At 55.9% G+C, this 21,432-nt stretch carries 19 protein-coding genes and 1 riboswitch; of the genes, 5 read left to right on the forward strand and 14 right to left on the reverse strand.

Annotation, left to right across the window (positions count from 1 at the left end; genetic code table 11):
- Positions 1 to 159: 159 nt before the first annotated feature.
- From BUB27_RS16345 to BUB27_RS16380, 8 genes are all read right to left on the reverse strand, one after another.
- Positions 160 to 342, reverse strand: a complete 183-nt coding sequence (locus tag BUB27_RS16345; RefSeq protein ID WP_143184958.1) for a hypothetical protein — start codon at positions 340 to 342, stop codon at positions 160 to 162.
- On the reverse strand, positions 339 to 893 hold the full coding sequence (locus BUB27_RS16350; RefSeq protein ID WP_143184959.1) for an ATPase: 555 nt from the start codon (positions 891 to 893) through the stop codon (positions 339 to 341). Before BUB27_RS16350 ends, BUB27_RS16345 begins: the two co-directional genes overlap by 4 nt.
- Before the next feature lie 21 nt (positions 894 to 914).
- Positions 915 to 2,999 (reverse strand): phosphomethylpyrimidine synthase ThiC, encoded by a 2,085-nt coding sequence (thiC, locus tag BUB27_RS16355; RefSeq protein ID WP_143184960.1) that lies wholly within the window; start codon positions 2,997 to 2,999, stop codon positions 915 to 917.
- Between the two features lie 73 nt (positions 3,000 to 3,072).
- Positions 3,073 to 3,279, reverse strand: a complete 207-nt coding sequence (locus BUB27_RS16360) for a hypothetical protein (RefSeq protein ID WP_143184961.1) — start codon at positions 3,277 to 3,279, stop codon at positions 3,073 to 3,075.
- Positions 3,280 to 3,398: 119 nt separating this feature from the next.
- Positions 3,399 to 3,504: riboswitch (TPP riboswitch) on the reverse strand.
- Positions 3,505 to 3,791: 287 nt separating this feature from the next.
- On the reverse strand, positions 3,792 to 4,172 hold the full coding sequence (locus tag BUB27_RS16365; protein WP_143184962.1) for a hypothetical protein: 381 nt from the start codon (positions 4,170 to 4,172) through the stop codon (positions 3,792 to 3,794).
- A 204-nt stretch (positions 4,173 to 4,376) separates the two neighbouring features.
- Positions 4,377 to 4,889, reverse strand: coding sequence for a hypothetical protein (locus BUB27_RS16370; RefSeq protein ID WP_143184963.1), 513 nt, complete (start codon positions 4,887 to 4,889; stop codon positions 4,377 to 4,379).
- Positions 4,890 to 4,960: 71 nt separating this feature from the next.
- On the reverse strand, positions 4,961 to 5,533 hold the full coding sequence (locus BUB27_RS16375; RefSeq protein WP_143184964.1) for a hypothetical protein: 573 nt from the start codon (positions 5,531 to 5,533) through the stop codon (positions 4,961 to 4,963).
- Positions 5,534 to 5,548: 15 nt separating this feature from the next.
- Positions 5,549 to 5,917: a hypothetical protein gene (locus BUB27_RS16380; RefSeq protein WP_143184965.1), complete on the reverse strand. Its 369-nt coding sequence runs from the start codon at positions 5,915 to 5,917 to the stop codon at positions 5,549 to 5,551.
- Between the two features lie 234 nt (positions 5,918 to 6,151).
- On the opposite strand from BUB27_RS16380, the gene tnpA reads away from it, so the two are divergent.
- Positions 6,152 to 6,598: an IS200/IS605 family transposase gene (gene tnpA, locus BUB27_RS16385; protein WP_143184966.1), complete on the forward strand. Its 447-nt coding sequence runs from the start codon at positions 6,152 to 6,154 to the stop codon at positions 6,596 to 6,598.
- Positions 6,599 to 7,348: 750 nt separating this feature from the next.
- Here tnpA and BUB27_RS16390 read toward each other — a convergent pair.
- Complete coding sequence (locus BUB27_RS16390) at positions 7,349 to 8,389, reverse strand: 3-deoxy-7-phosphoheptulonate synthase (RefSeq protein WP_143184967.1); 1,041 nt, start codon at positions 8,387 to 8,389, stop codon at positions 7,349 to 7,351.
- Positions 8,390 to 8,503: 114 nt separating this feature from the next.
- Between BUB27_RS16390 and BUB27_RS16395 the strand changes: the two genes are divergently transcribed.
- On the forward strand, positions 8,504 to 9,583 hold the full coding sequence (locus tag BUB27_RS16395) for a M42 family metallopeptidase (protein WP_143184968.1): 1,080 nt from the start codon (positions 8,504 to 8,506) through the stop codon (positions 9,581 to 9,583).
- Positions 9,584 to 9,755: 172 nt separating this feature from the next.
- Here the strand turns inward: BUB27_RS16395 and BUB27_RS16400 are convergent, their stop codons facing one another.
- Positions 9,756 to 12,356 carry a sialate O-acetylesterase gene (locus BUB27_RS16400; protein WP_143184969.1) on the reverse strand — a complete coding sequence of 867 codons (2,601 nt, stop codon included), beginning with the start codon at positions 12,354 to 12,356 and terminating at the stop codon, positions 9,756 to 9,758.
- 198 nt (positions 12,357 to 12,554) lie between these two features.
- Here BUB27_RS16400 and lgt point away from each other — a divergent pair, with 198 nt between their 5' ends.
- Together lgt and BUB27_RS16410 are read left to right on the forward strand one after the other, a co-directional pair.
- Complete coding sequence (lgt, locus tag BUB27_RS16405) at positions 12,555 to 13,589, forward strand: prolipoprotein diacylglyceryl transferase (RefSeq protein ID WP_143184970.1); 1,035 nt, start codon at positions 12,555 to 12,557, stop codon at positions 13,587 to 13,589.
- Between the two features lie 102 nt (positions 13,590 to 13,691).
- Positions 13,692 to 14,207 (forward strand): hypothetical protein, encoded by a 516-nt coding sequence (locus BUB27_RS16410; protein WP_143184971.1) that lies wholly within the window; start codon positions 13,692 to 13,694, stop codon positions 14,205 to 14,207.
- A gap of 9 nt (positions 14,208 to 14,216) precedes the next feature.
- Here BUB27_RS16410 and BUB27_RS16415 read toward each other — a convergent pair whose 3' ends face one another.
- The 4 genes from BUB27_RS16415 to BUB27_RS16430 all read right to left on the reverse strand — a co-directional run bounded on the left by BUB27_RS16415 (position 14,217) and on the right by BUB27_RS16430 (position 20,004).
- Complete coding sequence (locus BUB27_RS16415) at positions 14,217 to 15,146, reverse strand: DUF3472 domain-containing protein (RefSeq protein WP_143184972.1); 930 nt, start codon at positions 15,144 to 15,146, stop codon at positions 14,217 to 14,219.
- Positions 15,147 to 15,225: 79 nt separating this feature from the next.
- Positions 15,226 to 18,309, reverse strand: a complete 3,084-nt coding sequence (locus BUB27_RS16420; RefSeq protein ID WP_143184973.1) for a 3-keto-alpha-glucoside-1,2-lyase-like domain-containing protein — start codon at positions 18,307 to 18,309, stop codon at positions 15,226 to 15,228.
- Positions 18,310 to 18,510: 201 nt separating this feature from the next.
- Positions 18,511 to 18,948: an Imm50 family immunity protein gene (locus BUB27_RS16425; protein ID WP_143184974.1), complete on the reverse strand. Its 438-nt coding sequence runs from the start codon at positions 18,946 to 18,948 to the stop codon at positions 18,511 to 18,513.
- 117 nt (positions 18,949 to 19,065) lie between these two features.
- Positions 19,066 to 20,004: a type I phosphomannose isomerase catalytic subunit gene (locus BUB27_RS16430; RefSeq protein WP_200797155.1), complete on the reverse strand. Its 939-nt coding sequence runs from the start codon at positions 20,002 to 20,004 to the stop codon at positions 19,066 to 19,068.
- Positions 20,005 to 20,067: 63 nt separating this feature from the next.
- Here BUB27_RS16430 and BUB27_RS16435 point away from each other — a divergent pair, with 63 nt between their 5' ends.
- Positions 20,068 to 21,351: a cation:proton antiporter gene (locus BUB27_RS16435; protein WP_143184975.1), complete on the forward strand. Its 1,284-nt coding sequence runs from the start codon at positions 20,068 to 20,070 to the stop codon at positions 21,349 to 21,351.
- The last annotated feature ends 81 nt before the right edge of the window (positions 21,352 to 21,432 follow it).

A 21,432-nucleotide genomic window follows, 5' to 3' on the forward strand; every position in this document is an offset into this window, starting at 1 on the left:
TTCTTCCCGGCAAGCGGCGGGCAAGTCCCGCGTCCGGGACCATCCGAAGTATTGATTGCGGAGGGTGCTTAGTCGATCTCATTGTGAGGGCCTTGTTTAGAAAAATAAAAAGCCCGCTCGGAGTGAGCGGGCTTTTGGGGAAAGCTTGTAATGTGGTTGTTAGGCCGGCTTGCGGATGATCTTGCCGTCCTTGTCCGCGACAATGAGTGGCAGGCCCTTGCGGCGGTAATCTTCGCGTAGCTTGCGGGCTGCACGCTTCATCGCGCGATTGGCAAGCTTGGTCTGCTCATCCATCTCGCTCTCGGGAATACCTTTGAGGGTGATTTTGCGTACGTTGATCATTCTGCAAGGAACTCTGTTACAGACAGGATAGTGTGGGAATCATGGTTTGCCAATACTTTTGGTGGAGTGATAGCTCCATTCCAGATCGTCCATTCATCTGCCAGTGGTAGGTAGGTACTTGTCAGGTTTTGCATCACCCTAGGGAAACGACGCTCAATATCTTTCAGGGGAACATCGTGTCCTCCTAATTTCTTGCGTTGGGCAACACGCTGCTTGGATAGCTGGATAGATGGGATCCAGACGAAATGGAGTCTTGTCCTATATCCGGCTTTCTTGGCGCGCGCGATCAGTTGGGCATGGGTTTTGCCGCTGAGAGTGGACTCGATGGCTAGGCTATTGCCTTGTTTGATCTCTGATTTGACCTCTTGAATGAAAGTTCGGCCTGCTTTGATGGCGACGGCATCCACATCAAAGGGGGAGAGGCCCCGTGCGATTTCATCGGTATTGAGGAAGCGCAGTCCCTTCATTTCGTGAGTTAGGTACTCACGGGCGAAGGTGGTTTTGCCCGCCCCATTCGGGCCGCCGATAATGATGAGGAGTGGGGCGGGCATGAAGTATTGGTGATTTGGTTGCTAGACGCCAGCTTGTTCAGCGAGAGCTTGCTCGGTGAAACCGTTTTCCTCGGCGTACTTGCGGACGTCTGCGGTGATCTTCATGGAGCAGAAGGTCGGTCCGCACATGGAGCAGAAGTGAGCGGTCTTGGCGCCTTCGGCAGGGAGTGTCTCGTCGTGGAAGGCGATGGCTCTGGCCGGGTCGAGGCCAAGGGCGAACTGGTCGCGCCAGCGGAACTCGAAGCGGGCCTTGGAGATGGCGTTGTCGCGCTCCTGGGCAGCCGGGTGACCTTTGGCAAGGTCGGCAGCGTGGGCGGCGATCTTGTAGGTGATCACGCCTTCGCGAACGTCGTCCCTGTTAGGTAGGCCGAGGTGCTCCTTAGGAGTCACGTAGCAGAGCATCGCGCAGCCGTACCAGCCGATGTTTGCGGCACCGATGCCGGATGTGATGTGGTCGTAGCCCGGTGCGATGTCTGTGGTGAGTGGGCCGAGGGTGTAGAAAGGAGCTTCGTGGCACCACTCGATCTGCTTCTCCATGTTTTCCTGGATGAGCTGCATCGGCACGTGGCCGGGACCTTCGTTCATGACCTGGCAACCTTTTGCCCAGGCGCGGAGGGTGAGCTCACCCTGCACCTCGAGTTCGGCGAGCTGGGCATAGTCGTTGGCATCCGCGATGGAGCCAGGGCGGAGACCGTCACCGATGGAGAAGGAAACGTCATAGGCGGCGCAGATGTCGCAGATTTCATCCCAGTGGGTGTAGAGGAAGTTCTCTGCATTGTGGTGTAGTGCCCACTTGGCCATGATGGATCCACCGCGAGATACGATGCCGGTCATGCGGCGTGCGGTGTGCGGCACGAAGCGCTTGAGTACGGCGGCGTGGATGGTGAAGTAGTCCACACCTTGCTCGGCTTGTTCGATGAGGGTGTCGCGATAGAGTTCCCAAGTGAGGTCTTCGATGCGGCCGTTCACTTTTTCCAGCGCCTGATAGATAGGCACGGTACCGATCGGGACCGGGGAGTTGCGGAGGATCCACTCGCGGGTGGCGTGGATGTTCTTGCCGGTGGAAAGGTCCATCACGGTGTCTGCACCCCATTTGGTGGCCCAGCGCATCTTTTCCACTTCTTCATCGATGGTGGAGGCGACTGCGGAGTTGCCGATGTTGGCGTTGATCTTCACGAGGAAGTTACGGCCGATGATCATTGGCTCGTTTTCCGGGTGGTTGATGTTGGCCGGGATAATGGCGCGGCCACGGGCGACCTCGGAGCGGACGAACTCTGCGGTGATGAGCTTGGGAATCTCAGCGCCGTAGGTCTGGCCCGGGTGCTGGTGGTTCATCACATTGCGGGAGACCTGCTTGAACGGATCGATCTCGGACGGGCGTGGCATTTCGTAGCCTTCCGGGGTGGAGTTCTTGCTGGCGACGAAGGCTTTGATGGTGTCAGAAGCGTCTTCCGGGAGTTCGTCGAGAGTCGGGTAGCGGTCGTGGATGGTTTTGAATTCCTCGACGCGGCCCATGTTCTCACGGATGGCGATGTATTCCATCTCCGGCGTGATGATTCCCTGGTCGGCGTACCACTTCTGGGTGACGGGATGACCGGCGGAGGCGCGGAGAGGCTTGCGCTTGAGGCCCGGGTATTCCTTGAGCTTGTTCTTGGCTGCCTTGCCTTCGTTGTACTTCTCGGCGTGCTTTTCGGAAAGGTAGCCGTTGTCCACTGGCTTGACCTCGCGGCCTTCGTATTCCTCCACGTCTTCGCGGCCGAGGATCCAGTCGCGGCGTAGCGCCGGGAGACCCTGGGTGACATCGCCCTCGAAGGACGGGTCGCCCCATGGGCCGGAGCAATCGTATACGCGGATCGGGGCGTTCGGCTCGACGCGGCCGTTCGGGTGCTCGGTATCGGAAAGGCGGATCTCACGCATTGGCACGCGCACGTCCTTGTGGATCTGTCCCTCCACATAGATACGGGTGGAGTTCGGGAAGATAGTCGGGTCGTTCTCAATGGCAGCGATCTCGTCAGAGTTGTCGATGTTCTCGATGAAGTTGCCGGTGTAGTCGGAGCGCTGGTGCGCGTTGTCCGGGGTGATTTCGTTGTCGTTGTGGTGGGACATGATTGGTTAAAAGTTATTGGTTAATTGTTAATAGGGACGGGTCGTTTTGAGAGTGACGATTGGGTGAGGGGGGCTATCTGGTTAATTTTTCGAATACGATGAGTCCGCCGACGAAGGAGATGGCGGCAGCAATGAGGCAGAGACCAGCACCGGTGGGGGACGACTCAAATCCGGCATCAAAGCAATAGAAGGCTCCGCCGATGGCGGTGACGCCGGTGACGAGAACTCCTACGCCGAGTATGGCGATGATCAAAAATCCATTGCTGTTGTCTTTACTCATTCGGATTGAATTCTATTTTCGGTGCGCTTTCGGGAAGCGCTCACTCTATTTCTTCCTCCGCTTGAGAGAAAGAAAAAACCCGTCGGCAGCGGGTGCGGACGGGTGGACGGATTTCTTTTGTTTGGTGAAATGCGACTCCCTTCGGCGGTGCTAACCGTATCAGGTTCGAAGGGTCACGTGCGGTGGTGCGCGTTCTCAGCCTCGTCGGCTCCCCTGTCTGAGAGGGAGTCTCGGGTTTTTTGAGGTGGGTGTCAAGTAGTGCTCACGCTGGGTTGAGATGTGAAGTGCTTTGACGGGATATGTAGCGTGATGTGTGAGAGTATTTCTTACGCACAGCAACATGAATTAGTTGCGGGAGCAGCTATGTGTCGTGATGTGTGTAATGTGGGAAGTGGTCGGCTGGTTATGCCAGACGATTGAGGATGAGTCAGGAGGAATCCTGCTCTAGGAAAGATTTGTTTGAATGCGGAGTGCAGGGCGGTCTGTTGGGTATGGGCCGCCCTGCCTATTTTTTATTTCTGCAGCCAGAGATAGGCTTTGCTCTCACCGGCTGGTGTGACTGAGCGGATGCGCCAGCCCTGCTTGAGTAGCTCCTGCAGTTCTACGGGTTCCTTGCTGGTGAGGGAGATGGCGGTGGTGCCTTGGAGAAAGAGTAGCGTCTCCTCCACAGGGGGCTTGAGTGCGACGATGCTTTGTTTCAGTTCGCCGACTCGTTGGTTGAGGGTGCGCACCCGTGGGTGATTCTGATCCAGGCCATTGGCGAGAAGCTGGTTCACCTCGAGCTCAAGAGCGACGAGCTGTGCCTTGAGTTCCGCCCGAACCATGTTGTTTGGCCGCTCGTCAGCTATGGCAGGTAGGGTCAGTGAGAGTAGGATGACTAAGAAAGTACGCATAAAGAATGAGACAATGACAGCGGCGGGGTGTTCGAATTATTGAGGGTGATCGTGTAGTCGTCCCCCTTCCAGTTCTTAGAGCCTGGTCTTCTTGTCTTTTCTGCCGGAAATCACGACGACGACTCCGATCAAAGAGCAGACAAACATGGCTACTACCAGAAGTGTCCCTAAAATGGCTGGATGTAATGACATGGCTTAAGGGGGTTAAAGTGGATCGATAGGAAGATAGGCGACCTTTTGTTGGTGGAGTTGCTCAAGGTATTGGATGACCACACTCGCCTTAATTTTTCTATGGATGGAGATGAGGGCGTGCTTGGGTTTGCCCTGCGTAAAGGAAATCTTCTTCTCTGGCTCTTCACGTAGTTTGAGGTGGACGGCGTCTTTGATGGGGCCGTCCTCCTTGTTCTTGATCTGATGGAGAAGGTTGATGCCAGTCCGGCTATCTAGCGTAGTGATCGGGATCTGTTTGCCACTGGGAGAAAGAACGGAAATGTTTGTCGGGGCGATATGTAGGAGCTTGTCACTCTGGACGAGTTTGATCACCTCGTCCCAGGTATCGGCCTCTTTGAGTTGGATGAGAACCTGGGCATCGCGGCCTAGCTTGGCTTGGGCGTCTTTATGATAGATTGCGCCATGATAGACGATGGCATCCTGGGCGCTCAGGTGACTGGCCAGCGCTAAGGGGGCGAAGAGGCTAAATATGCGGAGTCCAGGCATACTTGGTGCGGATGGCCGGAGGTTTGTGTTATCAGAAGTCGGAGGCGGGTGTTATTGTGAGTGTGCGAGGATTATTCGAGTGTTAGTAGGATGAACTTGGCTTCAGGAAGGGTTTTGGAGAATTCTTTAAAGGATTCTATGCCGCGGCATATAAAGTATTTGTCGATTTGCTGGGCGTCATAAAATGTGTTCTCAGGGAGAATCATAAAGGCATCGAGCACTTCCTTTTTTTCTCGGAGTCTGCCGTAGCGGCTGCGATTGGCGTAGCTGGCTCGGAATCCGGTTTTGAGTTCTTCGCTATATATGGGGGTGCTTGAACTGGGGGATCTGTAACGCACTGACCATGTATTCTTGTTTCCCCAATTGGGGTGAAATCTGAGACTGATGGCTTTTTCGTTGTCGTCTTTTTCTGCTAAACTAAAGGATGAAAGTTCAGAGGTATTGCCTTGTTTTATGGATACAACTTTCACTGTCGAGTAGGGCTCGATATCCTTTAGTAAGACGAGTTTGGCTCCAGTGATTGTTTTGGTTTCGGCTTCAGCAAATGAAGATACTTCATCGTAGACGGTGACGGTGGGGAGTTTGTCTTCTTTGCAGGAGAGTAGAAGTAGGTAGAAGGGGAGGAGTGGTAGGATTTTTTTCATAGAATCGCATTTATGTTAGATGGGGTATTGGACGTGAGCAATGGCTATACCTCCAGCGAAGGCGAGAGCCATGCCGAGCAGCGTGCCGAGCACAAATAAGATTTTGCGACCGCGTATGTGGTAGAAATGTTCCCATTTGGTTTCCAGGACCCAGAACTCTGCTACATAGGCGAAGGTGTAGCAGATGTTGGCAGCGATGGCGTATACGAAGAAGAGCCAGAGGACCATGGGCCAGCCGAAGGTGGATTGTGTTCCGTAGTAGGACTTTAAGTCGATTGTCACCTTGTAGGCTAATAGTGATGGAGGAACGAGGAGAGTGTTCCAGAGGATGCGCCTGCGTTCCCAGTATCTGATGGTTTTGGTTTTTTGGGTGGCGGCTTGCATGGTGTTAAACGACAGCACATGCTAGATCCAGGCGTTGTGACGGGTCTAGCAAAAAGGGTGTGGAGTCAGAAGACACCCCGGAGGGGTGATAGAAGGTAGCGCGGGGTTAAGCGCAGCGCAGCGAGCGTACCCCGGAAATAGATCCCCCCTTTCCTCACCACCCCGGAGGGGTGGCAGAAGGGTGTTCTGAGAATTATGCTGGAATCACGCAACGGGAGAGTCTAACAGTGTATTATGTCCTCTACTCATTCGTCTCTGCATGTTCACCTGGTTTTTGGGACAAAAGAGAGGGTGCCGTGGATCACGCAAGATTTGATTGTAGACTTCCATGCCTACATTGGTGGTTGTGCCAAGGGGGGCGGATCGCTTCCTCTTGCTGTGGGAGGGGTGGCGGATCACGTACATATTTTGCTGGGGATGGGTACGAGCCAGAGTGTGGCTAATATCGTAAGAGATCTGAAGAGGGAGAGTTCAAAGTGGATGAAATCACGGCGATCTATGGAGCCCTTTGCCTGGCAGGAAGGTTATGGAGCATTTTCGGTGGGTCCGATAGCTTTGGAGGAGGTAAAGCAGTATATTTGTCGGCAGGAGGAGCATCACCGGGAGCGGAGTTTTATGGAGGAGTATCGGATGATGTTGGAGAAAGCGGGAGTGAAGTATGATCCGAAGTATTTGGAGTAAAAACGCTTCTGCCACCCCTCCGGGGTGGTTTTCATATAGAAGAACCTATCCCGGGGTACGCTTGCTTCGCAGCGCTTAACCCCGCGCTACCTTCTATCACCCCTCCGGGGTAGTCTGTCGTGCGGCCGATCACTCAGGGTGGCTCTCCTCTTGGTTGCTTAACCCCGCGCTACCTTCTATCACCCCTCCGGGGTAGTCTGTCGTGCGGCCGATCACTCAGGGTGGCTCTCCTCTTGGTTGCTTAACCCCGCGCTACCTTCTATCACCCCTCCGGGGTGGTCTGTCGTGCGGCCGATCACTCAGGGTGGCGCTCCCCTTGGATGCTTAACCCCGCGCTATCCATCACCCCTTCGGGGTGGTTTTTATAAAAAAGGACCTATCCTGGGGTACGCACGCTTCGCAGCGCTTAACCCCGCGCTACCTTCTATCACCCCTCCGGGGTGGTCTGTCGTGCGGCCGATTACTCAGGGTGGCTCTCCTCTTGGTTGCTTAACCCCGCGCTATCCATCACCCTCTGGGGGGGTGTGTTGGGAGTAACCGTTTACCCAGGGTAGCATTTGCTTAGGATGAAGCAGACTTTGCGCTGCTTTCTATCACCCCTCCGGGGTGAGTAGGGTGATTTCATGTTTCGTGAGTTTGGGTTTTCCCTGTTTCTATTCGTGCCAGTTAGTTCATAGATGGCGTGATGAAACAAAAAAGCGCATGCGGGGGCATGCGCTTCCAGGGTTGGTGATTGTTTGTGCTAACAGCCTAGAGCTTGTCGGCGGTTTCGCGGACGAGGGTCTCGGTGGTGGCCCAGTCGATGCACTTGTCGGTGATGGACTGGCCGTAGGTGAGATCCTCGAGTGGTTGCGGGAATGACTGGTTGCCGGCGACGAGGTGGGACTCGAGCATGGCGCCGATGATCTTGGTGTTGCCGGCGGCACGCTGGCGGACGATTTCCTGATAGACGGCAGGCATCTTCTTGTCGTCCTTGCTGCAGTTGGCGTGGGAAGCGTCAATCATGATCGCATCGGAAGCGCCATTGCCAGTGAGGTATTCGATGGCTGTGGCTACGTCATCAGCACCGTAGTTCGGCCCCTTGTCTCCACCGCGGAGAATGATGTGGCAATCCGGGTTGCCGGAGGTGGTGACGGCGGAGGCGACACCTTGCTCGGAGACGCCGAGGAAAGTCTGTGGCTTGCCAGCTGCCTTGATGGCATTGACGGCGGCGATGAGGTCACCGGTAGTGGTGTTCTTGAAGCCGAGTGGCATGGAGAGACCGGATGCCATCTGGCGGTGGGTCTGGGACTCGGTGGTGCGGGCGCCGATGGCTGACCAGGAAATGAGGTCCGCGATGTACTGCGGGGTGATCGGGTCGAGCAGCTCGGTGGCTGTCGGCAGGCCGCAGTCGATGACTTGGCGCAGGAAGGTGCGCGCCTGGCGAAGACCTTCCGGGATGTTATCTGAGCCGTCGAGCTTAGGATCCATGATGAGACCTTTCCAGCCAACGGTGGTACGCGGCTTCTCGAAGTACACGCGCATGACGATGTAGACTTTGTCCTTCACCTCCTCGGCGAGCTTCGCGAGCTTCTGGGCGTATTCGATTCCAGCCTTGGTATCGTGGATGGAGCAAGGGCCGACGATGAGAAGGAAGCGTGGGTCGGTGCCGTTGAGGATGTTACGGATGATTTCGCGGGACTGTGCCATGAACTCAGCCTGCTCAGGGCTGCGGGCTATCTCATTGAGGAGTAGCGCCGGGGCCGGAAGCGGGATGTTCTGGGTTACGTGGAGGTCGGTGACTTGGGCCATGACTGAACAAAGAAGTGGAGTGTGATAGAGATATAAAAAACTATTTGCAGTGCTCGGGGAGCACTTGCTGGTTCTTGGTTTACATAACTGGCTGCGGGTGGGTAGTCTTTTTTCGTGAAAGATAAGGCAGTATCACTTTTGAAGGACCTGACTGAAGCCCACAGTGTACCGGGCTATGAGGATGAAGTCAGGGCGATTTTCGTCAATGAACTCGAGGATGTGCGCGGGGAACTGAGTACGGATAAAATGGGCGGAGTGTATTTCGAGAGCGGTAGCGGCCCGCGCGTATTGCTGGCGGGTCACATGGATGAGATTGGCTTCCGCGTGCAGAATATTACTCCGGATGGCTTTATTAAATTTGTTCCCGTCGGTGGCTGGTGGTCCCACACCCTGCTGAGCCAGCGTGTGGAGGTACTGAATCGCGACGGGGAGAAGATCCTCGGGGTGATCTCCAGCAAGCCACCGCATTTCCTGCCAGAGTCCGAGCGCACCAAGGTGCTGGACGTGAGTGCGTTGTTCATCGATATCGGAGCAGAGAGCCGTGCCGAGGTGGAGGATGAATTCAAGATCAAGCTGGGCGATCCGATCGCTCCCGTGAGCGAGTTTACCGAGATGAAGAAGCATGGCCACTACCTGGCCAAGGCCTTTGACAACCGCGTGGGCATGGCCTGTGCGATCCAGGCGGCGCAGGAAATCGTGGCGGAGGGTCACCCGAATACGCTCATCGCTGCCGGTACGGTACAGGAGGAAGTAGGTCTGCGTGGAGCCAAAGCCGCTGCTCATAAAGTGAAGCCGGATGTGGCCATCGTGCTGGAAGGCCCGCCTGCGGATGATACGCCGGGCTTCCCGAAGAGTGAGTGCCAGGGGGCGCTTGGTGGTGGGGTGCAGATCCGTCTGCAAGACCCGAGTGCGATCATGAATCCACGTCTGGTGGACTTCGTCTGTAAAGTGGCAGAGGAAAACGGCATCCAGTATCAGGTCACGGTCAGAAGCAGCGGTGGAACCGATGCGGGATCCTTCAATATCGCCAACGAAGGGATTCCGAGCATCGTTTTAGGAACCCCGGCCCGCTACATCCATTCCCATAATGCGATGATCAATTTGCACGATTACCTGGAGATGGTGAAGCTTTCCAAGGCTGTGGTGAAAGCGCTTGATGAGAAGGCAGTGAGTGCTCTCACGGAATATTTGTAGCCGCCCTGGCGGGCGGAGTGGAAAGTTCCCAGTGTTCAGTTCGCAAGCGTGTGGGCTGAGATTGGGGGCTGTTTTCTCACTCAAGTATGCAGATAGTTTCAGAGACGGATCTATAAAAAAGGCGGGCCAGTGCGGCCCGCCTTTTTGGTGCATTATTGTGCTGGGTGATCTGTTAGGGGAGTGAGGCCTCGATTCGGTAGAAGCGCTGGGTGGCGGAGTTCCCGGAGGTGGTGTCTTGTAGGATGAGGAAGGTGTCGTTACCTTGCTTCGGGCCGTCTACGAGTGTCCAGGGATCGCTCTTGCCGAGATCGGTGGAGGTGTAGAGTGAGTACAGGCGTATGGATGAGGAATAGACGCTGGTGGAGAAATTTCCGCTCTGGTCCCAAGAGAAGGTGTCAGGATGAAGGCGGGAGCTGTTGTCCATCGGATCGGTGTTGGCGAGGAATTCCTGCAGGGTGGTTTTGTCGTCCTTGTCTTCATCTGCACTGGCGTCAGCACTGAGGATGTCTCCGTAGTACTGGTATTCCCATGAATCGGAAATGCCGTCGCCATCTGTATCGGCATGGATGGGCAGGTAGGCTCCGGTCTGGTCGTAGCAGATGTAGTCGATGTCTACGTTGTAGTTGTCTCCCAAGCTTCCGCTGGTGGTGTCTCCGATGATGAGTCTCTCGTCGTTGCTGGTGGAGTCATAGCTGACGCCGGCTACAGGTGTAAGGCGTACGCCGTCGCGCCAGAGGTGATAGACGTTGTTGTTAGCGTCATTGGCCACACGGAAGGTGTGGTAGGCTCCGTCGTTGTTCGTGTGGGCTACATCATAACGGGTGGAGAAAGAGGTGGTGCGGTCATCGTAAATGACGGGCATGGCGATATCATTGCCAGTGCCTAACCAGAGAGCGATCCCATTGGCGGCGGAGGTGACCTTCATGCGGATCTCCAGCGTCCAGTTGCTGTCATTGTTCGCAGACCATCCGGTGTTCGTGCCTTCCAGCCAGGCTCCTCCTGTGTAGCCGGTGTGGTCACGGCGGAGGTCGGTACCATCACCGACGAGGCTTTCTGCTGTGTCGGCTGGGGTGACTTCGGTCCAGCTGTTGATGTAGTTGCTGCCGTCGTAGATCTCATTCCCCTCATATTTGTTAGAGAAGGTGGAGCAGTCTTTTTCCTCGTGAGGTGGCGAGTTGTCAGCAGCTTCGTTCTCTGGTGTTTCCGTGAGGCCAAGACGGGCGGCGATGCGAGCTGCCACGTAGATCTCACCGGTGAGGTTGGGGTGGACGTTATCATGCGTCATGGTGACGGGGTCGAAGCCGGTGGAGGGATCGCAGACCCAGACGGATGAGGTGGCAGTAGTCTTGCTGTCCGCCAGTGCCTGCAGGAGGCCGTTGGTGGTGTCCACATTGGTCTGGAGTGAGGCGGCCTGGTTGGTGTGGAGGACGTGGTTGAGGAAGATGCTGACGTTTGGATTGGCTGCCTGCAGCTGGTCGATCATCAGGGAGATGTCATCCCTCACCTGGGTGGGCGAGGAGCCGCCTGCCAGGTCGTTGATGCCGATGAGGATGGAGGCGGTGTCCGGCGTGTAGGTGGTGCCGGTATAAGCCTTGGTAGTAGGGGCATCGCTGGTCTCAAAGGTGAGGCTCTGGCCTGTCCAGTTGAGCAAGGTGCCTTGGCCGAGGTTGTTGGTATTGTAGCGGCCCGATGGGAGGGGGACGCGGGCGTTTTCCCAGAAGGCGCGCCAGCCCCAGTGACCATCGTGGATATTGTCGAAGCTCTGGCCGTTGTGATCGGCCGTGGAGCCGGGATTGTTCTGATAAGCCCCGGTGACGGAGCCGACGAACTGGTAACCCGTGGTGGCATTTTTCGGTACCGACTTCTCTGCCAAGTTCTTGAAGATCTGATAGCGGTAGCTGGAGTGACCGGCTCCTCCCTGAGTGATCGAGTCACCGATAAAGGCGAGCTTGCCGTACCAGCGGGAAACGATGTTTTGGGCGAAGAATTCCTGGGCGAAACGCTCCCCTGAGCGGATCTTGGCGGCTTTGGTGAGATGGAGGTTGTCGCCGCCCAGCTCGAGGTCGAGATTGTCGATGTAGCTGATGGTGGCATCGCCGGCTGCGAGGGAGGCGTGCTTGGCACGGGTGGTGTCTCTGGAGGAACCTGCGGCGGTGATTCCGCCGATCACGCCGTACATGTTGGTCGCATTGGGGAGGTCCGAGCGCAGGCTGGTGATGAGCTCGGTAAAGCGGGTATCCGCGATGCTGGCTTCGGTGCTGGTGTTACTCTCGCCCTGCACGTAGAGCAGGCCGACGATTTCAAAGGTGTCGCCATTGCTGGTGAGGGTAGTAGTGGCGGCGGTCACGGTATCCACGACGTGGGAGTACATGTGGCCACCGGCGGACTTGGACCAGAGGGTGTTTCCCCCTCCGCCACGGCTGGCTTTGATAATGCCAAAATTGCGCACGCCGGCGCGGTAGAGAGTACGGGAGAATTCGATCTCAGGTCCCCAGTGGGTGGCGCTGCCGGGATAGTAGCCGCCCTGCTGGTCCTGCAGGCTGGTGAAGACGCCGCCGGAGTCCCCCAGAGAGGTGGTGGCGCTCGCGACATTGTGCCAGTAGAATTTTACGTGATCATCTGCCGGGTCGGATCCGGAGGTGGGGTCGGCTTCGCCAAAATTAGTGACTCCCAGTGAGTTTGACTGGCCGGTCAGGACGAAGAGTTTGTAGTGCTCTGCGAGGGCGCTAGAGGCCGCGAGCAGGGTGAAGGCGAGGATGTGGAGAAGTCTCATGACTTGACTGGGTTGATATAAGGCTTTGTGAGTGTGTTGGGGATGGGTACTCTAGCCCTTCTTTTCAAATCTCGCTAAGGGAAGCATCTGGTTTGGTCTTAAACCAGTTGGCTGGTCGGGGGAGTTGCGGCGAATAAAGGGCCCTTTCTGCCCCGAGATACCACTTTACATACGCGATGGGGGATCTAGGGTGCGGGCGTGTTAGCGACTTATATTCACGATCTGGATCCGGTGATTTTCAGCATTACGGATAGCATCAAGCTGCGTTGGTACGGACTGGCGTACTTGCTGGCCTTTGTCGTGGGGTATTACCTGCTGAAGTGGCTGGGGAATAAGAAACTGTGGGTTCTCCCGGGGAATCAGGCTGGGGATTTCATCGCTTACGCAGCCTTTTTTGGTGTCTTTCTCGGAGGTAGAATCGGGAATGTACTGATCTACCAGAGGGCTGAATTAATGGAGGATCCATCGATGATTTTCCGCGTCTGGGAAGGCGGGATGGCAAGTCACGGGGGGATTCTGGGGTTGATGATTTTTACCCTCGTGTATTCGAGGATGAAGAAGGTGTCTTGGACTGGTCTGGGGGATGCTCTCTGCGTGGTGGCTCCCTTGGGCTTGATGTTTGGGCGGATCGCTAACTTTATCAATGGCGAGCTCTATGGGCGTATTGACCGTGGTTTTGCCTGGGCCATGAAGTTTCCTGAAACGATGTGGGAGCCTGGGGCTCCTGAGTCTGAGCGTGTGAGTCAGGCGATGCTTGCCGCAGTGGATGCTGACCCTCGTGGCACTTATGCCAAGTTCTATAATGAGATGGGACAGGGTATAGGGCCTGAGACCGGCGCTCTGAACCGCGAAGCTTTGCTGCAGGGAATCAGGGAGAGCGATAAGGTGAAGGAGGCCGTGGGGCAATACCTCGAGCCGCGTTATCCGTCCCAGTTGTTCCAGGCGGCTCTTGAGGGGCTTGCGCTATTTCTGATTCTCTTCGCTGTACGGATGAAGTTCCCCAAGCTGGCGCACGGGGTGCTCACAGGCTTGTTCTTCATTTTCTACGCGATCTTCCGCATTTCTATGGAGAATTTCCGCGAACCGGAAATTGTGAACCGTTCCTACTTCGGGATTGAAATCACCGAGGGTCAGTTCTGGTCCATCTTCATGATCTTCATCGGTCTGGCATTCCTGGTCAAAGCCAAGATCAGCGTGGGCAAGAAGAGTATCTTCAATCACGGTGGTTTGTAGCTTCCACCGTGGAGGATAGAGGCCAGCATGCGGTGGTTTTATTGACCACGGAATACACGGAAGTTACGGAAAGGCTTGCTGAAGCGGGAAGTTTCTTTGTGTATGAACTTTCTCAACAGCTTTGGTGGTGATAAGCATGACGTTATGAGAAGTAAAATGCTCCTATCAATGGTATTAGTTTTCGTTCTCTCGTCTCTTTTTGGCTTTTCGCAGGATGTTGAAGTTGTTCAAGAAGTTAGGGACAAGTTTCTTGTAGATCCTGTTGAGATGTCTGAGCTTACGGTGAAGGATCTTGGGCTTGCTAAAAAGTTAGAGGAAATTACCAGAGTGAGTCCCTATCTCAAGCAGGGTGATATGAAGATGCTGATGCACGCTTTTGGAGTGCATGATATTCTACCAGAGAGAAACTTTATTGAACTCAGAGAAGGATCTATTCGAGTTAAAGGGACACGATTATTCTGTATGCAGTGTAGCCGTATTTTATCAGCATTAACGCTGACGAATAATCTGAAGTTGGAGGAATTTTCTGTGCTAGGCGCAGGCTTTGCCTCTGGAGAAACTGAGAAGTACAATCAGCTTCTCAAGAAGCTAGGCCTGGACGTGCATGTTGATGAATAATGAATCAACCTACTCCGCTTTCGGGGCGGTGTGTTCTAGCTTGTGGGAGCGGGTTTTGGGGTCGCGTTTGAAGATGGGGCCTACTTCGACGAGGGTGTTTTCGCCTTTGGCGCTGATCTTGGCGCAGTCAGGCGAGGCCTGTGGGGGCTTGTTCGGGTAAAAGGCGGTGCTCTTCTTGACCTTGGCGGGCTTGCCGTTGATTTGAGGCCAGCCGAAGGTGACGTTGACTTTCGGGATGTTAGAGCGGCGGATCTTGGCGGTGCTGTAGACCTCGACGAAAGCGGAGAGGTTTTTGCTGAAGGTGAAGCTGTCTCCCTCGAAGCGGAGTTTTCCGACCGGTGTCCATGTGCCGTCCGGGGATTTGATGCGGCACTCGAACCAGGTGTTCTTTTGCTCGTCAGTCTCGGCCTTGCGCACTTCGTAGGTCCAGGTGCCTTTGCCCCACTTGATCGGGCGGCGAACGCTGGCGAACTCGCCTTCATAGCCGGCACTCTCTACCAGACAGGATGGGTCGGCTGTCTGGACGTGCTCCAGGCCGATGGGGGTTTTCTGGTCATGGGACCAACGGGAGAAGATGGCGCCGTGACCACGGTGGACGCGGGTGCGGGATTCCTTGTTGTCCCATCCGTTGACGTTGGTCTGGATGCCGCCGTAGAACTGCAGGCCGTTGATCTTGCTGTTGCCGACTGGAGAGATATAGAGGTTGTAGGTATCGGGGACATCCCTGTCCACGGTGATGGTCTGGGAGAAGGATTCAAAATTTTTGACGTCTTCTTCGAGAGTCCAGAAGATGTTAGCGACGTGCCAAGGAGAGCGAGGCAGTTTGATGCCGAGTTCATCGGCCATTTCCTTTGGTGATGGCTGGGCGCAGAGATCTTCAGCGGCGGTGAGCGGAGAGATCAGCGGGAGGAGAGCAAGGAGTGCATGAGTAGGTTTCATTTCGTTAGTATGTGTATGTTGAGAGCTTGGAATAATCCATTCACAGAGCGTTGCCAGAGAGAGATGTCGTCTTGAAATCTCACTCTTTGCCGGTAGTCAGGAATTTCATCAGGTCGCGCAATTCATCGGGATTCAATGAATAGATGAGGGCTGGAGGCATGGGGGAGGTGGTGGATGGGGCTACGGATTGGATCTTGCTGGAATCGATGGTGGTTGTCTGCTGGAGGTCGAAGGCGGTGGTGGCGATGACGGTTTGTTTGTCGTCCCGGGAGAGGACTTTGCCGAAGAGGCTGGTGCCGTCCTTGAGGTTGATCTGCTGGAAGTGGTATTGCTCAGAGACTTCCGCGGAGGGGTCGACAATGGCCTTGAGGATGTCTTTCTTGCTAAAGCGGGTGGAGAGATTGGTGAGGTTGGGGCCGGAGTCTCCACCGGCATTGCCGTGGGTGTGGCAGCGGATGCAGAGGGTGGCGTGGAACATCTTGCGGCCATTCTCATAGCTGGCTTTGCTGAGGTCCTGGCTGGCGGCAAGGGCTGTCTGTACGGTCCAGGCCTGGCCGGGGCCTTTGGCCACGTAAACGGGTTCCTTTTTGGCCTTGGGCCTGGGGAGCTTGGCGATGCTTTGTTGAAGCTCAGGGCTGAAGCGCTTGAGGGCTTCTTTCTGGATGTTCTTGATGAAGCCTTTGTAGCTTGCGCCGCCGTCGCGCAGTTCGGCTTCATAGAGCCACTGGAAATAGCGGGTGGTGGTGGCTGGGTTCCAGCCCTGCTCGGCACTCATCAGGATGAGGGCGAACTGGATGCCTTTGGCGTTGGGCTGGTTGGCGAGCATCTTCTCAAAGTCCTTGCCGTAGCGGTCGTTTCCTTTGATGAGGTTCTGGTCGATGTCCTGCGCTTCATTGACCGAGGTCTCCATCAGGGTGAGGGTTTTGTTGAGGGCATCAGTGGAGCGCAGTTTGATGAGCTGGCGGGCGAGTTCGACGTTGCTGGCGAAGTCATCCGTGGGAAAGGATTTTTCTAACAAGATTCTTGTCTTGATCGATGCAGGGGAGTCGACAGGGAGCTGGTTGCGGATGTAGGCGAGGGAAAGAGCTCTGAGGTAAGCGAGCTTGTTCTCACGGTCTAGCTCGTCGAAGGGAAGTGTATTGAGTTTTTCTAACAAGGTTTCTCCGTTCTTGCCCAGTCTGGCAAGAGCGATGGAGGCGTGGATAACTTTGTAGGGATTGGTTTCGCTTCTGTATTGGTCTATCCAGTCCTTGAGTGGAATACCTTCGAGGGCGAGGCGGGCGTGGTAGCTGACTCGTCTGTCGGGATGATCGAGGTGTTTCCAGACAGTGTCGAGGTTCGGAGACTTGGTGAGGGTATCGGTCAGGCCTGCCAGAGGTGGGCGCTCGAGTGTGCTGGGTGATTCAGAGAGTTTACCTTTGTAGCTGACGCGGTAGAGGCTGGAGGCGAGTCTGCGACCACCCGTGAGAAAATATATGGCGCCATCCGGGCCGATGGTGGCATCGGTGAGGGGGAGTGGTTTGCCGGAGATGAATTCTTCCTTGGTGGCGGTGTAGCTGGAGCCTTGCGGGCTGAGGTGGAGGGCGTAGATACGGCCGAAGGTCCAGTCGAGAATGAAGAGGGCATCGCGGTACTTTTGCGGGAAGTCAGCCTGGGTGCCGAAGAGGACACCTGTCGGGCTGCCGGGGCCGATGTCGATCATCGCGGGGAGGCTGTCGGCAAAGTATGCCGGCCACTTGGAGGTGCCGGTGCGCCAGCCGTATTCAGCACCCTTGGTGACGTGCATGACGCGGGTGGGGCGGTACCAGGGCGTGCCGGCATCCCACTCCATGTCAGAGTCGTAGGCGAAGAGTTCACCTTGTGGTGAGAAGGCGATGTCGTAGGCGTTTCTGAATCCGGTGGCGATGATTTCCGGGTTTGAGCCATCAGCGCCGAATCGGACGATGTGGCCGCCTGGTGCCTTGATCTGGGTGGCGTGGCCGCGTGGGTCTAACAGTCGAGTGAGAAGGTGGTCTTCCTGCCAGTTTCCATTGCTGGGTGAGGTGGCGCCAGCGGGGAGTGGCGTGTGGTTGCCCGCGCTGTAGTAAAGTTCTCCAGTAGGTGACTGGACGATGGCGTGCAGGCCGTGTTCGCCGCCGGACTTGAGCTTGATGAGGAGCTCCTGTTGGTCGAACTTGCCGTCCTTGTTAGTATCGGTAAGACGGTAGACGCCGGGGTTCTTCATGGAGACGCCCATGTAGAGGGAGCCATTGGCCCAGCAGAGTCCCTGGGCCATGCCGGGGGATTCAAGTTGCTCGACTTTGACAACCTTACCATTTTCTAACAAAATCCTGTAGAGTGCGCCGTGTTGGTCGCAGGCATAAAGGTTACCAGCGTCATCGAAAGTCATGGAGACCCAGGAGCCTTGCTCCTTCGGAACGGTGTAGAGTTTCTCTGTCTGGAATCCGGGCAGGGTGGTGATAGTCTCCGGCTTGTCGTTCTTGTCGTGGTCAAGCTCCAGCATCATGAGGTCCTTGAACTGGACTTTCATGGCCGGGCCTTGATGGAGCTGCAGGGCGATCCAGCCCTTGGCGTCCTTGTGCTTCTTGTCCTCATCGATGACTTCCACGGTCTTGTGGCCATTGATGAAATGCATGAGTTTATTCCCATCGGCTACGATCTTGTAGCTGTTCCACTCGCCGGGCTTGATGGATTTCTGGGCCAGTTCGCCAGAGGGTAGGGGCTCGGTCTGTTTCTTACCATCGGGCGAAATGCGCATCTTCTGGCCACGTTTGGCGACGATGCCGCGTCCGTCCTGATCGTAGAGGATGCCGCTGTAGTTGGTGCCGGTCTCTAGGTCGGCCTGATAGCCTTTGATGGCGAAACTGTCCTTGCTAGCCTGGCTGCGGTATTGGATGCCGGAGTTGCCTTGCTTGCTCAGGAAGCGGAAGGAGAGAGTGAGCTCGAAGTCTGAAAATTGTTTGCCTGTGTAGCGCAGGTAGGTGGTTTTGCTACAGGGGTGCTCTGGGGTAGACTCGGCAGTGATGGCGCCGTCCTCTACTTTCCAGTAAGTGGTATCTCCTTTCCACCCTTTGAGGGATTTGCCGTCGAAGAGCGGGATCTCATCGGCAAAGGCATGAGAGGAGAGCAGAGCAAGGGCGAAGATGAGCTTGGTCGATTTCATGAGAGCAGCAGCCAGACAGTCACAGGGTGACCGTCAGTGTTCCAGTTATCGCGCGTGACTGCAAGAACGGTCGGCGCACGAGCGGATTGGATGGCTACATGCCGGGACGGGGGGATCTTTCAAGGGGGAGCAAGTTTGCGGCCGGCGAGGGGAATAGCGAAGGCGGAATCGTATTTTCTTCGACCTCGAAGGGGTTAGAATCTATTTGAGTGCTACTCCGTCTTCATCACACGGGGTGACAGAGATGATTTCTCCGCTTATGGCACGGAAGCCGCCTTCCAAGCCGAACGAGGATGAAAAATCAACGGTTAGCAAGGCGTGGTCGCTAGGTTCTTCGATTTCACGGATGATGAGCTCGAAGAGGACGTTTTGATAATTCCAATGATCTAGCTTTACATGGTCTACTCCATGGAAGCGAAATGTAATCAGGTGGTGTTTACCGAGTTGATAGTGGCCTGACTCGGTAAGCTCTGAAGTCATTTCCCAAGCATGGAGGGTGAAGTCAATCGACGGGCTTCCCGTATCTGGTGCGCCTCGGTGGCATGACAGGCTGATGACCTCCGCATCATGAAACACCGGAAAGTAACCGAACGCCTCGGTGACTTGATGGACGTTTTTTAAGGGAGGAGTTTCAGGCATGACAGGTAAGGGCGGTTCTAGGTAAGGGGATGCAATGCTTCCACCACCCCGCCGGGGTGAGGACTGAGGGCGAATGCTGATCAGTAATTAGTCATCACCGATCAGTAATTCCGATTTTTAATCGGGAATCGTGGTCTGGAGGATGGTGGTGTCTTTGGTAGCTGTTAGAGGAGTGGCGCCTTTGGGCATGAGGAGGAAGGAGCCGGGGGTGAAGGCGCGGCCTTCGGAGTCCATGAGCTTGCCGGAGACGATGGTGATGATGGAGAAGCGTAGTGGGTCGGGGTTGCCGACGGAGGCGCTTTCGCTGAGGGCGAGTTTCTCGACGTGGTAGTAGGGACACTTGGCGAGGGTGTGGCCCTGCGGGGTGTCCATGGTGGGTTCGAAGTCTTCGAAGTCGATGCACTCGAGGGATTCTTCGATGTGAAGGTCACGCGGTTTGCCGTCCAGGCCGAGGCGGTTCCAGTCGTAGACGCGGTAGGTGGTGTCTGAGTTCTGCTGGATCTCGTAGATGAGGAGGCCGGAGCCGATGGCGTGGAGGCGGCCGGAGGGAATGTGGATGGATTCACCGGTCTTGGGGTGGATGGCGTGGACGGTTTCTTCGCATCTGCCTTCCTTGAGTGCCTGCTCGAAGCTTTCCTTGGTAACGCCTTTTTTGAGGCCGACGTAGATCTTGGCGTTCGGGTCGGCATCGGCAATGTACCACATCTCGGTCTTTGGCTCGCCGCCCATGGCGGGGGCGATCTGTGCCGGTGGGTGGACCTGGATGGAGAGGTCGCTGCGGGCGTCGAGGATCTTGATGAGGAGCGGGAAGCGCTCGCCCTCAATGTCTTCGCCGAAGATTTCGCCACGGTAGTCGCGCCAGAGGTCGTGGAGGGATTTGCCTGCGTAGTGGCCGTGGTCCACGACGGACTGCGCCTCCGGGCGGTCGGAGATTTCCCAGGACTCACCGTAGGGTGTATCTGCCTTGGGGAGCTTGCGGGCGTAGGTGCTCTCGAGTGAGCGCCCGCCCCAGACTCTTTCCATGTAGTGAGGGCTAAAGGTAATTGGTTTTTTCATAGCGGAAAATTTTTCAGGCGATTTTGGTTGGAGATCGTCCCGCTTTATGGATGTTACCATCGCATGGAGTTACTCGATATTGCTGCCGTATTGCTGAGTTTGGCTGGTCTATTCGCCTATGTAAATCATAGATGGATCAAACTGCCGACGACGATTGGTATTATGTTGATATCTCTGGGCTTGAGCCTGGGGCTTTTGCTGCTCGGCCAGGTGTGGGGCTACATGGATGATTTTGCGGACCATTTCGTGGGATTGATTGATTTTAATGAGACTCTGATGGAGGGGATGCTGAGCTACCTGCTCTTTGCCGGTGCCCTGCATGTGAACATGACGGACCTGAAGAAGCAGCGGAAGCTGGTGGCGGTGATGGCGAGTGTGGGTGTGGTGGTGACGACCTTCCTGGTGGGAAGTGCCGCGTATTTCTTGTTCGGCCTATTAGGCATCGATATCCCGTATATTTGGTGTCTTGTTTTTGGTTCGCTTATAGCACCAACGGATCCGGTGGCCGTACTGGGTATTTTGAAAACAGCGGGGGCTCCTAAGTCCCTGGAAACCAAGATTACCGGGGAATCTCTCTTCAATGACGGCGTAGGCGTGGTCGTCTATCTGGCCCTGCTGGGCTTTGCGGGAGTCGGTGGTCATGCGGAGAGTCATGACAGCCCGGTGATGGAGGTGGTGAAGCTTTTCGCGATGGAGGCCGGCGGAGGTATCCTGCTGGGAGCGCTGCTGGGTGGCATTGCCTACTACATGCTCAAGAGCATCGATAACTACCACGTGGAGGTGCTTCTCACGCTGGCGCTGGTGACGGCGGGTTACCGTCTGGCGATGGCGATGCACATTTCCGGTCCGCTGGCGATGGTGGTGGCTGGTCTGATGATCGGCAACCATGCCCGTGAGACGGCGATGAGTACGCGCACCCGCAAGTACGTGGATACTTTCTGGGAGATCATTGACGAGGTGCTCAATGCGGTGCTCTTCCTGATCATTGGTCTGGAGATCTTCTTGCTGGAGTTCAGCGGAGCGGCGCTGCTGGCGGGCGTGATCCTGATTCCTATCACTCTAGCTGTTCGCTATATGTCTGTGCTTGTACCAGTTAGCGTGATGCGTAGTAGGCGGGAGTTTACGCCCGGAGTGGAGAAGATCCTGACCTGGGGCGGCATCCGTGGAGGGATTTCCGTGGCGCTGGCGCTGGCGATCCCGCAGAGTGCCGGAGTGGCGCGTGAGATCATTCTGATAGCTACCTACGTGATCGTGATTTTCTCCATCTCGGTGCAGGGTTTGACCCTGAAAGGGCTGATCGCACGCTGCATTGGTGACAAGGCCGTCACGAAATCGCCTTCCCACTAGGGTTCCAAGTGGCTAACATGTCTCGTGGGGGCTTATTTGACCCTTGACGAGGGATGTGGGAATGGTTGTTATCTGCTTGGC

The organism is Rubritalea squalenifaciens DSM 18772, from assembly GCF_900141815.1.
GTDB lineage: Bacteria > Verrucomicrobiota > Verrucomicrobiia > Verrucomicrobiales > Akkermansiaceae > Rubritalea > Rubritalea squalenifaciens.

Coding starts and splice junctions, on each gene's coding strand:
- BUB27_RS16345 (WP_143184958.1), bottom strand. CDS start 342: ATGATCAACGTACGCAAAATCACCCTCAAAGGTATTCCCGAGAGCGAG.
- BUB27_RS16350 (WP_143184959.1), bottom strand. CDS start 893: ATGCCCGCCCCACTCCTCATCATTATCGGCGGCCCGAATGGGGCGGGC.
- thiC (WP_143184960.1), bottom strand. CDS start 2,999: ATGTCCCACCACAACGACAACGAAATCACCCCGGACAACGCGCACCAG.
- BUB27_RS16360 (WP_143184961.1), bottom strand. CDS start 3,279: ATGAGTAAAGACAACAGCAATGGATTTTTGATCATCGCCATACTCGGC.
- BUB27_RS16365 (WP_143184962.1), bottom strand. CDS start 4,172: ATGCGTACTTTCTTAGTCATCCTACTCTCACTGACCCTACCTGCCATA.
- BUB27_RS16370 (WP_143184963.1), bottom strand. CDS start 4,889: ATGCCTGGACTCCGCATATTTAGCCTCTTCGCCCCCTTAGCGCTGGCC.
- BUB27_RS16375 (WP_143184964.1), bottom strand. CDS start 5,533: ATGAAAAAAATCCTACCACTCCTCCCCTTCTACCTACTTCTACTCTCC.
- BUB27_RS16380 (WP_143184965.1), bottom strand. CDS start 5,917: ATGCAAGCCGCCACCCAAAAAACCAAAACCATCAGATACTGGGAACGC.
- tnpA (WP_143184966.1), top strand. CDS start 6,152: ATGTCCTCTACTCATTCGTCTCTGCATGTTCACCTGGTTTTTGGGACA.
- BUB27_RS16390 (WP_143184967.1), bottom strand. CDS start 8,389: ATGGCCCAAGTCACCGACCTCCACGTAACCCAGAACATCCCGCTTCCG.
- BUB27_RS16400 (WP_143184969.1), bottom strand. CDS start 12,356: ATGAGACTTCTCCACATCCTCGCCTTCACCCTGCTCGCGGCCTCTAGC.
- BUB27_RS16410 (WP_143184971.1), top strand. CDS start 13,692: ATGAACTTTCTCAACAGCTTTGGTGGTGATAAGCATGACGTTATGAGA.
- BUB27_RS16415 (WP_143184972.1), bottom strand. CDS start 15,146: ATGAAACCTACTCATGCACTCCTTGCTCTCCTCCCGCTGATCTCTCCG.
- BUB27_RS16420 (WP_143184973.1), bottom strand. CDS start 18,309: ATGAAATCGACCAAGCTCATCTTCGCCCTTGCTCTGCTCTCCTCTCAT.
- BUB27_RS16425 (WP_143184974.1), bottom strand. CDS start 18,948: ATGCCTGAAACTCCTCCCTTAAAAAACGTCCATCAAGTCACCGAGGCG.
- BUB27_RS16430 (WP_200797155.1), bottom strand. CDS start 20,004: ATGAAAAAACCAATTACCTTTAGCCCTCACTACATGGAAAGAGTCTGG.
- BUB27_RS16435 (WP_143184975.1), top strand. CDS start 20,068: ATGGAGTTACTCGATATTGCTGCCGTATTGCTGAGTTTGGCTGGTCTA.